The 12719-nt window shown below is 69.9% G+C and carries 11 protein-coding genes and 1 pseudogene; 3 read left to right on the plus strand and 9 right to left on the minus strand.

The genetic code is table 11. From position 1 onward, the window contains the following. From QK444_RS21230 to QK444_RS21260, 7 genes are all read right to left on the minus strand, one after another. Nucleotides 1-335 (minus strand): STAS domain-containing protein (locus tag QK444_RS21230; protein WP_282782945.1); only part of this gene is annotated, 335 nt, incomplete at its 3' end. Between the two features lie 187 nt (nt 336-522). Further along, nucleotides 523-2757: a SpoIIE family protein phosphatase gene (locus QK444_RS21235; protein ID WP_282782927.1), complete on the minus strand. Its 2235-nt coding sequence runs from the start codon at nt 2755-2757 to the stop codon at nt 523-525. Next, a complete protein-coding gene (locus tag QK444_RS21240) occupies nt 2754-3386 on the minus strand; it encodes a SpoIIE family protein phosphatase (protein WP_282782929.1) in 633 nt (210 codons plus the stop codon). Before QK444_RS21240 ends, QK444_RS21235 begins: the two co-directional genes overlap by 4 nt. Then, nucleotides 3379-3792 carry an anti-sigma regulatory factor gene (locus QK444_RS21245; RefSeq protein ID WP_282782931.1) on the minus strand — a complete coding sequence of 138 codons (414 nt, stop codon included), beginning with the start codon at nt 3790-3792 and terminating at the stop codon, nt 3379-3381. Before QK444_RS21245 ends, QK444_RS21240 begins: the two co-directional genes overlap by 8 nt. Further along, nucleotides 3782-4171, minus strand: coding sequence for an STAS domain-containing protein (locus QK444_RS21250; RefSeq protein ID WP_029923541.1), 390 nt, complete (start codon nt 4169-4171; stop codon nt 3782-3784). The genes QK444_RS21245 and QK444_RS21250 overlap by 11 nt, the downstream gene beginning before the upstream one ends. 13 nt (nt 4172-4184) lie before the next feature. Further along, nucleotides 4185-5081, minus strand: a complete 897-nt coding sequence (locus tag QK444_RS21255) for an STAS domain-containing protein (RefSeq protein ID WP_029923542.1) — start codon at nt 5079-5081, stop codon at nt 4185-4187. A gap of 162 nt (nt 5082-5243) precedes the next feature. After that, the gene (locus QK444_RS21260; RefSeq protein WP_282782935.1) at nt 5244-5765 is read right to left on the minus strand and encodes a MarR family winged helix-turn-helix transcriptional regulator; all 522 of its coding nucleotides are present in this window, start codon (nt 5763-5765) and stop codon (nt 5244-5246) included. Between the two features lie 190 nt (nt 5766-5955). On the opposite strand from QK444_RS21260, the gene QK444_RS21265 reads away from it, so the two are divergent. Next, nucleotides 5956-7632 carry a fumarate hydratase gene (locus QK444_RS21265; RefSeq protein ID WP_282782937.1) on the plus strand — a complete coding sequence of 559 codons (1677 nt, stop codon included), beginning with the start codon at nt 5956-5958 and terminating at the stop codon, nt 7630-7632. Between the two features lie 57 nt (nt 7633-7689). Here QK444_RS21265 and QK444_RS21270 read toward each other — a convergent pair whose 3' ends face one another. Further along, nucleotides 7690-9168, minus strand: a complete 1479-nt coding sequence (locus QK444_RS21270; protein ID WP_282782939.1) for an FAD-binding oxidoreductase — start codon at nt 9166-9168, stop codon at nt 7690-7692. 1075 nt (nt 9169-10243) lie between these two features. Here QK444_RS21270 and QK444_RS21275 point away from each other — a divergent pair. Together QK444_RS21275 and QK444_RS21280 are read left to right on the plus strand one after the other, a co-directional pair. Then, nucleotides 10244-10618 (plus strand): annotated as a pseudogene (locus tag QK444_RS21275) (M15 family metallopeptidase); the annotation flags it as partial. Nucleotides 10619-10804: 186 nt separating this feature from the next. After that, nucleotides 10805-11056 carry a hypothetical protein gene (locus QK444_RS21280; protein ID WP_282782941.1) on the plus strand — a complete coding sequence of 84 codons (252 nt, stop codon included), beginning with the start codon at nt 10805-10807 and terminating at the stop codon, nt 11054-11056. 146 nt (nt 11057-11202) lie between these two features. Here QK444_RS21280 and QK444_RS21285 read toward each other — a convergent pair. Continuing rightward, the coding region (locus QK444_RS21285; RefSeq protein ID WP_282782943.1) for an SbcC/MukB-like Walker B domain-containing protein at nt 11203-12719 on the minus strand (1517 nt) is incomplete at its 5' end.

Here is a 12719-nt window from a genome sequence, read left to right on the forward strand (position 1 = left end):
CAGTTGGGCCGGAAGGAGGCCAGGGCTTCGTCGAGAGTGGGGAACAACGCGAAGACCTGGTCCAGATTGGTCATCTTGAGCTGGCGGCCGGTGGCGGGGCCGTCGGCCACGACGGCGATGCGAGTGTCACCCGCGCGCTGATGGGCGGCCACCAGGGCCGCCATCCCCGCCGAGGCGAGGAAGCTGACGTCGGACAGATCGATCACGAGCGCCGTGGGTTTGCCGCCCAGCGTCGCGTCGATGGCGTTCTCGAGCGCGGGGGCGGTGGCCAGATCGACCTCGCCGGCCACGGTGAGCACGGTCGCTTCGTCGCGCACCGAGACCGTGGTGGTCATCGTGTCGGCGAGGGGATACGCGTCTCCGGAAGTGTTGGTCACATCAGAACAATCTGCCATGAACGGTCCTTTCCCGCTGCATCGTCGGCCACATCGGTATCGGATCGGTAGCCGGGCTCGTGGTGAAATACCCGGCTACCGCAGCATTTCGGCAGCTACACCGGAGGCGGTGGCGCAATCGTGCCGCTCATAGGCGACTCGCCGCCGCGGAGAACGACACCGCGGGCAGCCGCACCACCATCCGCACCCGGGTCCCCGGTCCGCCGTGGTCGATATCGAGTTTGTCGGTGAGCGCCTGCATCATGGCGATACCACGCCCACGGTGTCCGGGATCGGCGGGCAGCGGCCGCCACACGCCGGTGTCGCAGACATCGATGGTGACGGTGTCGATCCCGGATTCGGCGAGCAGTTCCACCCGCGCCGGGTGCCCACCCAGGTAGGCGTGTTCGATGCTGTTGCTGCATGCCTCGTTGGCGGCGGCGATGATGTCGGTGGCGATCTCCTTGGGGACCGCCGCCGAATCCAGCCACGCCTCGAGCCTACGCCGCATCCCGGCGAGTTCGCCGGGAGCGGCCGGGAAATCCAGGTGCAGCGGCGCCGGCGGCTGCCGGTACACCACCATGGCGACGTCGTCGTCGTAACCCCCGGCCGGGCGCAATCGCGACAGCACCGAGTCGGCCACCTCGCGCGGCATCTGCCCGGCAACCCCGGACAGTTCGTCGGCCAGTTCCACGAACCGCTCGTCGATATCCACGCCGCGCTGTTCGACGAGACCGTCGGTGAACAGCACCAGCGTGGATCCCGCAGCCATCGGCGTGGTGGCCTCGGGGCGGCGGGGCGGATCGAAGGTGGCCAATGGAACCGACCGGCCGCCTTCCAGCAGGCGGCCCTTGCTGCCCGGTTCGGCGAGTACCGGCGGCATATGTCCCGCGCTGGAGTAGCGGACCAGACCGCGCACCGGATCCAGGATGGCCGCGCACACCGTGGTGCACATGGCACCCGGAATCCGCGCGGCGACCGTGTCGAGTTCGGCCAGCAGCTGTGCCGGACCGGCCCCGCGCAGCAGCAATGCCCGTGCGGCGGTGCGCAATTGCCCCATGACCACGGCCGCCGAGAGCCCACGTCCGACACAGTCGCCGACCACCACGCCCATGGTGCCGTCCTCGAGCCGGACGACGTCGTACCAGTCGCCGCCGATCTCCAAGGGCGGCAACGCCGGTTCGTAGTGCACGGAGAAGCGCGGCGGCAGCTCGATGGGGCCGAGCATGGCCCGTTGCAGGGTCAGCGAGGTGGAACGCGCCTGATCGAAGTTGCGCGCCCGCTGCACCGCCAGACTCAGATGCCCGACCAGCAGCGAGAACAGCGCCCAGTCACCCGGACTGATGGCGCGCGGCGCGGCGAAGCGCAGCCACAGCGCCGAATCCCCGGTCTCGCCCAGCGGCGCGACGATCCCCTCGGAGCTGGACGCGCCCTCCGGAATGGCGAACATACTGCGGCCCGGCCGCAGCCGGGCCCGGTCCAGCAGCGCCCGCGCCCGCGCGTCCAATACCTGCCGTGACTCGCCCGTGCGCGGATTGTCTTCGGAGACATACAGTTCCGGCCCGGTATGGCGGTTCGGCCACACCGACACCACTGCCGACTCCGCGCCGACGGTGTGCCGCAGCTCCTCCAGCCCGACCGTGAGCACCTCCACCACGCTGGTGGCCGCGCCCACCGCGGTGGCCAGCCGCGACACCGCCTGATCGCGGGCCTGCGCATCGTGCTCGGCGGTGACATCGCGAATGGTGCCGACGAAGATCCGTTCCCCGTCTTCGGGTTTCACCAGTGACGAGGTGCTCACCGCCAGCCACAGCCGCCGCCCGTCGCGATGCCGCACCGGCATGACGAACCGGGCCGCGTCGGTGCCCAGATCCGGGTAGCGCGGGCCGTCCGGCACCGACCACGGATGCGGCAGCGGATACGGCACGCCGTCGGGGCCGTAGCCGGTGAGCGCGCCGAAGGCCGAGTTGACCTCCACCAGTGTGCCGTTCGAGTCCACCACGAAGAAGCCGTCCTGCAGTGACTCCACCAGCGCGGTGCGGAAGGCGTCGCGTCCGGCGAGATCCTCGGCGCGGGAACGCTCCGCCTCGTAGCGCCGCGCCCCGTCCAGGAAGCCGCGGGTGGCCACGTCCAGCGCCGCCATGGTCTGGAGCAGGAATTCCAGTGCGGCGTCGGCGCGTTCGTCGTGCGCGGCGGGCAGCAGCCCCTCGTCCTCCAGGATGCGGAAGTGGTGCTCGGTGAGGTCGAGGATGCTGACACCCTCCACCAGGGCACGGCGGCCCAGTTCGTACCCCTCGTTGAGGGTGGTCTGGTTGGGCGCGCGCAGGTGCTGGCGCAGTGCGCCGGTGTACGCCGCGCGGAAGGCGGCCAGCACCGCACTCACGGCGTCGATCCCGTATGCCCGCGGTGCCGTGCGGCGAGCACGAGCGCGTCGTCGGTGTCCTTGGCGTGCTTGGCCAGAATCTCGGCGGTGATGTCGGCGGTCGGCTTGGCCAGGTCGATGCCGTCGGCGTAATCGGGCACGATGCCGTCGGTGGACATCAGCAGCAGATCACCGGGCCGCACCGCCACCGTCTGCGCCTGCAGATTGGGTGGCAGCAGATAGCCGACGATCCCACCGACCAGCAGCGCCGCCGCCCGTATCGCCGGTTTGCCGGGAGCCGCGGCGATGATCCGGGATTCGACATTGCCGACCCCGAGCCACTGCACCTTCTCCCCGGCGTCGAGCAGCGCCAGCGATACCGCCGCGCCGCGGGTGTCGGCCATGGCGCGATGACACAGCAGCATCAGCACGTCCAGGGGTTCGGCGCGATTCTCCGACAGCACCTGGGCCGCCCGATCGGCCGCGTCGGCCGCGGCCGCACCGTGCCCGAGCCCGTCCATCACCGCGAACAGCACCGAATCGCCGCCCGCGTCGAGTATCACCGACCGATCGCCGGAGACTCGCTGCCCGGGTAGCGCCCGTCCGGCGACCGCCCATTCCACCGCACCGATGAATCCGTCGTCATGCACCGGCGGGCACCCACTTCCACATCTCCACGAGAGTGCCGTGGCCGGGGGTGGACTCGATGATCAGCTTGTCCATGAGTCGGCGCGCGCCCGGCAGGCCCAGCCCGAGGCCGCGCCCGGTGGAGTAGCCGTCCTCCAGTGCCCGCGGGATGTCGAGAATGCCGGGGCCTTGATCCTGTGCCTGTACCACCAGTGCCCGGCGGCCTTCCTTGTCGGTCACCGACAGTCGGATCTCCCCGCTGCCTGCGTAACTCGTGATATTGCGGGCTACCTCCGAGATGGCGGTGGAGATCATGGTGATGTCGGTGAGTGAGAACCCGTGCTCCAGCGCGAGTTCCCGCCCGGCCTGCCGTGCGGTGACGATGTCGTTCGACTCTTTCACCGCGATCACCACGTAGTCAGCGGCCACGATCACGACCGTCTCGCTGGCGGCGGGTATCGAGTTTGATGTTCAACCAGGCCAGACCCTCCTCCAGATCGAGGGCGGTGTGCATGTCCTCGAAGGTGAGTCCGAGCTGAACCATGGCGAACGCGACTTCGGGCTGCAGACCCACGATGACCGTCTCCGCACCCCGCAGCTTGGTCATGTGGGCGATGGTACGCAGCGATCTGGCCGCGAAGGAGTCCATCACGTCGATTGCCGTGACATCGACGATGATTCCCTGCGCCCGGTACTTGCTGACGTACTTCATCAGGTCGTCCTGCAGGCGCTCGGTGTCGGCGTCGGTGAGGGCGGACTGCACCGACGCGATGAGGTAGGTCCCCTGTTTCAGAATGGGTACCGGCATGAGCGGGCCCGGTCTACCTTCCGTCGCGTTCGGCGGTCACGCGCGACACCTCGTAGCCGAGCAGCCGCTCCGCCTCCTCGATACCACCCTGCAGGTCGCCGACGGCGTTCATCTTGGACAGATCCAGGCCGATGGTGACGAGGGTCAGGGCGATCTCCGAGGACAGGCCGGTGATGATGACGTTCGCACCCATCAGGCCCGAGGCGTCGACGGTCTGCACCAGATGGTTGGCCACGGTGGAGTCGATCGCGGGCACACCGGTGATGTCGATGACGACCACCTTGGCGCGATTGGCTCGGATGGCCCGCAGCAGCTGTTCGGTCAGCTGCCGGGCGCGTTGCGAGTCCAGCACGCCGATGATCGGGAGGATGAGCAGCTGCTCACGCACCTGGAGAACGGGCGTCGACAGCTCGCGGATGGCCTCCTGCTGCTGGCGGATGACGCGCTCGCGCTCCTGCACGAAGGACACGCCCACGGTGTTGGCGATGCGGTTGGCCGCGGGTTCGTAGGCGTCGAGCACCTGGTTCAGCAGCTCGAAGTTCGACTGGTACTTCTCGAACAGCGAGCGGGCCAGCACATCTCGCAGCAACAGCACGATGCCGAGGACCTCGTCGGTCTCGACGCCTCTGGGAATGATGCGCTCGGACAGGTCACGCGCGTACGCCTGTAGCGCCTCGACGCTACCGGTCTCGAGAACCTCGACGTAGTTGTCGAAGATCGAGGTCGCCTCGGAGAAGATCTCCTCCGGGGTCATGGCGGTCAGCAGCTGGGCGTCCGTAATACGGCGGGCCCACTCCTCGCGCAGCTCGGTGCGATTCTGCCGCAGGTGTTCGACCAGCTGTGGAAGCAGGTTGTCGACGGACCCCGCGGGCAGTGAATCCGCCGGAAGGCCGATGGACACGTCGGACATGGAAACTCCTGCCCCTTTCACTAAGGCCAGGTTCGGGTGCTCGGTGTGCGCTCGGTTGCCGACAGTCTGCGTGGAACACATGACAGAGCAGCCGTTGCCGAGCCTAGTCTTACCCAATACCCGATGGGCGCGAAACCAAACACGGGCGGGGCGGAGAAATCGTCACGCGGAATGACGGTTCCGGGGTTGTTGCTGGGCCGACGGTCTTCGATGGTGGTCCAGCAGTGTGTCGTAGATATCGGCCAGGGCCGCCAACTGGTCGCGGTCCAGCACGTCGATCATGTGCCGGCGGACGCTGTCGACGTGGGCGGGAGCGGCGGATTCCAGCACCTGCGCGCCCTTGTCGGTGAGGACGGCGGCGGTGCGGCGGGCATCGTCGGGAATGGACTCCCGGGCCACCAGGCCGCGCTTCTCCATCCGGGTGATCTGGTGGGACAGGCGGCTCTGCGACCACTCCAGGACCGCGGCCAGTTCGGCGAAACTGCGGCGGTGGTCGGGCGCGTCGGCGAGCCGGGCCAAGACGGTGTACTCGACATAGGTGAGATCGGACTCACGTAGGGAGTCCCGGCCGACCGCGGCGGCGATCAGGTCGCGGGTGAAGACGAAGCCGAGCCAGGCGCGCCGCTCGAGATCGTCGAGCCACCGGGGCTCGGTGACGGTGCCACTCTCGGGCTCTGTTGCCATGCTGTTTCCCTCCCCACCGCAGACGATCGCATCATGGACAGGTAACACCGTGCGGGTTGAAGGTGCAACCTTTGCATGGTTCGCAGAAATAAGGTTTGCCTTAGGCACGGGGTCGGCGGCGTGCTGGCTAGGCTCTCCGGTGCTTCAACACGCCCCGGCCGCCCCCGGCCCTGCTCGAGGAGTGCGATTCGTGACCGCGCCTGACTTCCTGTACTCGGATCTGCTGCCGACGGGTGCCGACGACACCCCGTATCGGCTGCTCACCACCGAGGGCGTCAGCACCTTCTCCACCGGCGGCCGCACCTTCCTCCAGGTCGAGCCGGAGGTGTTGCGCATGCTCACCCAGGAGGCCATGCACGACATCAGCCACTACCTGCGGCCCGATCACCTGAAGCAGCTGCGCAAGATCATCGACGATCCGGAGTCCAGCGGCAACGACCGCTTCGTGGCGTTGGACCTGCTCAAGAACGTGAACATCTCCGCGGGCGGCATCCTGCCCATGTGCCAGGACACCGGCACCGCCATCGTCATGGGCAAGAAGTCCGAGGGCGTGCTCACCGGCGTCGACGACGCCGAGTGGATCTCGCGCGGTGTGTACGACGCCTACACCAAGCTGAACCTGCGCTACTCCCAGCTCGCGCCGCTCACCATGTGGGACGAGAAGAACACCGGCAGCAATCTGCCCGCGCAGGTCGAGTTGTACTCGGCGGCGGGCGATCCCGCGCATCCGGCCTACAAGTTCCTGTTCATGGCCAAGGGCGGCGGATCGGCCAACAAGTCCTTCCTGTACCAGGAGACCAAGGCCATCCTGAATCCGGATCGCATGCTGGAATTCCTGGACGAGAAGATCCGCTCGCTCGGCACCGCCGCCTGCCCGCCGTACCACCTGGCGGTCGTGATCGGCGGCACCTCGGCCGAATTCGCTTTGAAGACGGCCAAATACGCCTCCGCGCACTACCTGGACACCATGCCGACCGAGGGGTCCATGGCCGCGCACGGCTTCCGCGACCTCGAACTCGAGGAGCAGGTGTTCAAGCTCACCCAGTCCTTCGGGATCGGCGCGCAGTTCGGCGGCAAGTACTTCTGCCACGACGTGCGGGTCATTCGGCTGCCGCGGCACGGGGCGTCCTGCCCGGTGGCCATCGCGGTGTCCTGCTCGGCGGACCGGCAGGCCAAGGCCAAGATCACCCCCGAGGGCGTGTTCCTGGAGCAGTTGGAACGCGAACCGGCGCAGTACCTGCCGGAGCAGACCGACGAGATCCTGGGCGGCGACGTCGTCAAGATCGACCTGAACCGGCCCATGTCCGAGATCCGCGCCGAACTGTCGAAATACCCGGTGAAGACCCGGCTTTCGCTCACCGGTCCGCTGGTGGTGGCGCGCGACATCGCGCACGCCAAGATCAAGGAGCGGCTCGACGCGGGCGAGGAGATGCCGCAGTACCTGCGCGATATGGCCGTCTACTACGCCGGGCCGGCCAAGACTCCCGACGGATACGCCTCCGGCTCCTTCGGCCCCACCACCGCCGGACGCATGGACTCCTACGTCGACCAGTTCCAGGCCGCGGGCGGCTCGTTCGTCATGCTGGCCAAGGGCAATCGCTCCGCGCAGGTCACCCGCGCGTGCAAGGAACACGGCGGGTTCTACCTCGGCTCCATCGGCGGACCGGCCGCGCGACTGGCCCTGGACTGCATCAAATCCGTCGAGGTGCTCGAATACCCGGAACTCGGCATGGAAGCCGTGTGGAAGATCGAGGTCGAGGACTTCCCGGCGTTCATCGTGGTCGACGACAAGGGCAACGACTTCTTCGCCGAAACCCAGAAGCCGATCGCGCTGCGGGTGCGGACCCGGTCCAAGGAACGCGTCTGACGCGGTGAGATCGCCGCGCCGCTCGTAGCGGGGCGCTACAGAGCTGGCGTAAGCCGGTCAGACTCCCGCGCCGGTGCGCAGGCGGCGATCCGGGTCGACCAGGCGGCGAATCGTGCGGAGCCGACCGATGTTGTCGCCGAAGTACCGTTCGGCGGGGGTGTCCGGTTCCGGGTAGTTGAGGTAGGCCCCGGCCGTCGCCGTGCCCAGGGCGGTGTGCGCCTCGGTGACCCAGCGGTGGGCGGCGGCCGGGTCGGCGGGGGAGTCGACCAGCCACTGCACGGTGGCGGCGTGGCGACGCCACGGAAAGGCCGAGGCCGTCGGGTCGGCGTCGCGGACCGCGCCGTCGAGGGGGTCGATCAATGCGTAACCCGGTGCTCGCGAACGGGATCCGGCGAAGACGTGGGCGACAATCCGCTCGGCGGCCGCCGTGAGATCGGTGACGACATCGGAACCGGCGGCCTTGGTGGAGCGGGGCGTGTCGGTGGTGCCACCGGCGAGGGTGCGCACCGCATCGAGATGGTCCAGGGTGTAGCTCTCCTTCGCGCTGGGGGAAACGCCCACGGCGGCGGCGAATTCGGCGGTGGCGGCGTCGCCGAGCCCGGCCGGGCAGACGAGCAGCGCCCGGCACACCGCGTCCCCGGCCTCGACCGAGACGGTGAGGCCCGCCCAGACCGATCGCTCGGCCGTCGGCATCCAGCGCGCCCACCCGAGCAGGGCGCGCACCGTCGCATCGCGCGGAAAGGTCAGCCGCACGACGTCTTTCGCGGTCGCGGCATGGGTGCGCAGGGTCAGCGACGTGACCACACCCACCGTGCCGCCCGCGCCCCGCAGTGCCCAGAACAGATCCGGGAACCGGGAATCCGACACCGTGCGCGCCTCGCCGCCCGGCAGCACCAGATCGACGGCGACGAGCCGATCACACGTCAACCCGTACGTCCGGGAGTCGACGCCGAGCCCGCCGCCCAGCGTGAGCCCGGTGAGACCGACGGTCGGGCAGGTGCCGACCGGCAGCGCCCGCCCGAAGCGCGCCAGCTCGCGCAGCAGCGGAAACAATGTCACCCCCGCCCCCACGGTCACGGTATCGCCCGCGACCGCCACCCGGTCGAGTCGCCGTACGTCGACCACCACGGCATCGGTGGTAGCGGACGCGCCGACATACGAATGCCCACCCGCCCGCGCCGCCACGGCGAGCCCCCGCTCGGCCGCGAAACCCACTGCGGCCCGGACATCCTCGGCATCCGCCGCCGCTACGACCCCGGCCGGAACGCGGCCATCGAACCGTGGATCGAACAACCGTGCGGCGACTGCGTATTCGCCGTCCCCGGGCACCAGCACCCGCCCCCGCACCCGATCCCGCAACTCCGTCCACATCCCCGGATCGGCCTGTGCGCTCACACCGCTGCCACTGCCCAACACCGCCGCCGCGCCGACCCCCAGCCGCAGCGCCCCGCGCCGCGACAGCGCTGGACCCCCGCCACCCGGACCCGGAGCAGGCGCATCGGACCCGCTGTGCGGTGACCTCGAATCAGCGTCCATATCGTCGGAGTACCCCTCACAGTCGGCGCGCGACGGGGATTCGTCACCCGAAGTCCGGCGGATGGCCGCCCGTGGCGGGGCGACCGTGGCCGGGACGGGAAGGCCGGGCCTCGCCGTCGCCAACGGCACCCGACGTGGCTTGGCCACCTCTACACCCGCGACTTGGGCCGCACCCGTGGCGGGGCGACCGTGGCCGGGGCGGCAAGGCCGGGTCTCGCCGTCGCCAACGCACCGAATACGGCTTGGTCGCCTGGACGCGCCCTCCGCATCCAACCGCACCTGCCCGCCGCCCGGCCCACCGTTCCGGCGGGTTCGGCTCGGGTCGCTGGGGGCTGCGGCCACCGCCCGGTCGGGCGGTTGTCGGAGTGCCAGTCGTCCCATCGGCGGCTGTCGCGCCGGACTGGTTGTCGCACGGTCGGCATCGGCGCGCAAAACGGCGGTGGCGCGCAAGCGGCCGCCGTTCGGTCGAGGCTGTCCGTGTGCGATTCCGGCGCGGCGGCGTGCCGTGGTGCGAAACGCCGTGGGGGTGTGGGGCCGATAGGATGCGCGGACGGTCGCTGTGCGGAAGATCTGGTTCGCGAGTTTTCGGCGTTCTCCTGCGGGGCCGGGTGTCGGGTGGCACCGGGTCGGGTTCGGGACCGATCCGAGTCGGGTGTGCGAACGAATATGTGGAGGTGAGCGGATGCGGATGAACAAGGGCGAGGGTGGTTCTCGCGGTGCCGAGGGCGGGCGCGGGGTGCGGCGTGGAGCCGTACTCGCGCTGCTGGCCGGTACCGCGTTCGGCGGCGTGAGCACATCGGTGGCGCACGCGCACCCCGAACCCGCTGTTCCCGCCGCCACCGAGGAAACCGGTACCGCACCGGCGGGGGTGGCGGACGCCACGGTGTCCCCGCGCGACGGGGTGGTCGCCACGGTGTGGCCGTCGGGCGCGGGCGGGGAGTCCGCGACGGCGCGGTCCTTCACGCCGTCGGATGCCGCCGCCCTGCTCGTCTTCGGCGGCACCCGCGTGGCGGACTTCGCGACCCACCTGGTCTCCGCCGGTGCCGGCCAGCCACCCGCGCGGTTCGTCGCCACCACCGCGGGCCTGGACCCGCTGCTGGCCATCGCCTACGACCTGGCCGCCGCCGAGGCGCACGCCCAGGGCGTTCCGCTGTCCATCACCTCCGGCTACCGCAGCCCCGGTGAACAGCAGGCCATGTGGGAGGACGGCATCGCCACCTACGGCAGCCCGGAGGAGGCTCGCCGCTGGGTGCTGCCGCCCGAGGAATCCACCCATGTCACCGGCCAGGCCGTGGACGTCGGCCCGCGGGAGGGCGCGGCGTGGCTGGAGGTCAACGGCAACCGCTGGGGTCTGTGCCGCACCTTCGACAACGAATGGTGGCATTTCGAACTCGCCACCCTGCCCGGCCAGCCCTGCCCCGCCCGACTACCCGACGCCTCCGCGCGCTGAACGCCGCACCGGGCGACAAACCCGCGGACAAGGCGATGTCCGCACATTCGCCCGGTGTGTGCGCAGGTGGTTCGGCATAGTGTGACGCTGGCGCACGTGCCGGCACTCCGTCGTCACGACGGTCGACATCGGTCAGGCATCGTTGCGCCCCGCACACCCGCGGGGACGATTCGGGAGGTTTTTCGGGTGGTCAGGCACGGCAACCGCAGCACCAACCGCACGGCACGCTCCGCCCTCGCACACCCGAGACCCCCGATCCGCCGCGCCGCCCGCAGCGAACCTCTCTACCCGCCGGGCTGGCTCCTGCTCGAACTCCCCACCGCCATCCTGCTGGCCGTCTTCATCGGCACCGGCTGGCTCGGCTACGCCCACCCCACCGGCCCCACCCACCCCCAGCCCGCCGTGGTGGTCCCGCTGGAAGCGCCCGCCCACCCCTGACCACACCGCGCCGAGTAGGTCGAGTGATCACGGGAACCGGTGGCGGTAACGCCCGGGAGGGGTCTGCCACCGGTTCCCCCTCGCGGTCGGACATCGGCGAGGAGAGTGTCGGCGAGGGGATGCCGCCTTCGATTTCCCCTTCGCGGTCAGGCGTCGGCCAGGAGAGTGTCGGTGAGGGGGATGCCGCCTTCGATGGTGTGCGGTGTGCGGCGGCGGTTGGGGGAGCCGAGGGCGGTGGTGAGGTCGGTGCCGTCGTGTTCGGCGAGCAGATCGCCCGCATCCCAGACGAGCAGGGTGGCGCTGACGGTGTTCTCAGCCGCGGAGTGGGCGAGATCGTAGTGGGCGCAGGCGGGAACGTGGTCGTAGGTGATCCACAGGTCGTAGCCGGTCATGAACAGGTCGAGATCGAATTGCACCGAGAGGCCGAGCAATTCGCTGCGACCGTTGTCGTCGACACCGGCGAACGCCTCGTCCAGGGCGAGTAGGCGCGGCGCCTGCGGATCGGCCGAATCGAGCATGACGTGCGCGGCCGCGAACAGCGGAAGATGCAGTGAGACCGACTGTTCGCCGCCGGACAGGGCGCTGTGCCGGGCCACGGTGAGCCGGTCCTCGGTGCCGTCGGCGGTGATGATGGTGAAGGAGAACACCCGCCAGGTGCGGTAATCCAGTGTGGTGGCGAGGATCTCCGGGAACGACCGCTCCGGATGGGCGGCGCGGGCGGCCCGGATCTCCGCTGCGAAATGCGAGCGGATGGTCGACAGGTCGTCGGCGGTGAGCTCGGAGGAGTCGCGGTCGAGAATCTTGCAGACCGCCCGCGCCGGATCGGAGAGCGTATCCGCGAGCACCCAGTGCACGCCGATGGTGTTGCCCGAGGACATGTGCCGCTGCTTCATCTCCGCACCCATCTTGGCGATGAGATCGCGGGCGTCGCCGGTGCGTTCGTGGATCTGCTGGGCCAGGCCGGTGAGCAGGGCGTCCTCCAGGATGCGGCGCTCGGAGTCGGTGAGCAGCAATTCCTGATCGCGCCGGGCGGCGGCGATGCGCTCGGCGAAATCGGCCAGGGCCGACAGGCCGTGCTCGTCGTGCACCTGTACCACCGTGAGTCCGTCGGCGGCATCCCACTGCAGGCGGTAGTCCTGGCGGGAGGCGGCGAGGGCGGCATCGAACTCCTGCAGCGCGGTGGTGACCGCGCTGCGGGTGGATTTGCGGGCCGCCTCGCCCGCCCGCACCGCAGCGGTTGCGGCGGAGAGGTTCTCGAACAGTTCGAGCACCTCGGGCGGGAGCACCGGCTGCTGCTCCGGATCGCCGTTCTCGATGCGGTAGAGCAGCTGCTCCGGGGTGGACCAGGCGGCATCGCTGCTGGGCCAGCGGCTTTCGGCCTGCGCGCCGAGCAGGGTGAGTAGATCCGGACGGGCGTACGGGGCGAGAGTCCGCACGTCGGTGCGCAATTCGGCGAGGGCGGTGCCGAGCGCGTCGTGGGCGGCGCGGTGCGCGCCCTCCGCGCTGCCCACCGCCTCGATGGACTCGTGCGCGGCCTTGCGGGCGGCCTTCTGCTCGGCACGGGCGGCGTCGATCTTCTCCCGCGCGGCCTCCAGCTCGCGGTCGATATCGGCCGCGCCCGCACCCAGCGCCTCGCGCAGGGTCTCCAGCTTGCGCAGCTGCT

The organism is Nocardia sp. CC201C, from assembly GCF_030010695.1.
Lineage (GTDB): Bacteria > Actinomycetota > Actinomycetes > Mycobacteriales > Mycobacteriaceae > Nocardia > Nocardia otitidiscaviarum.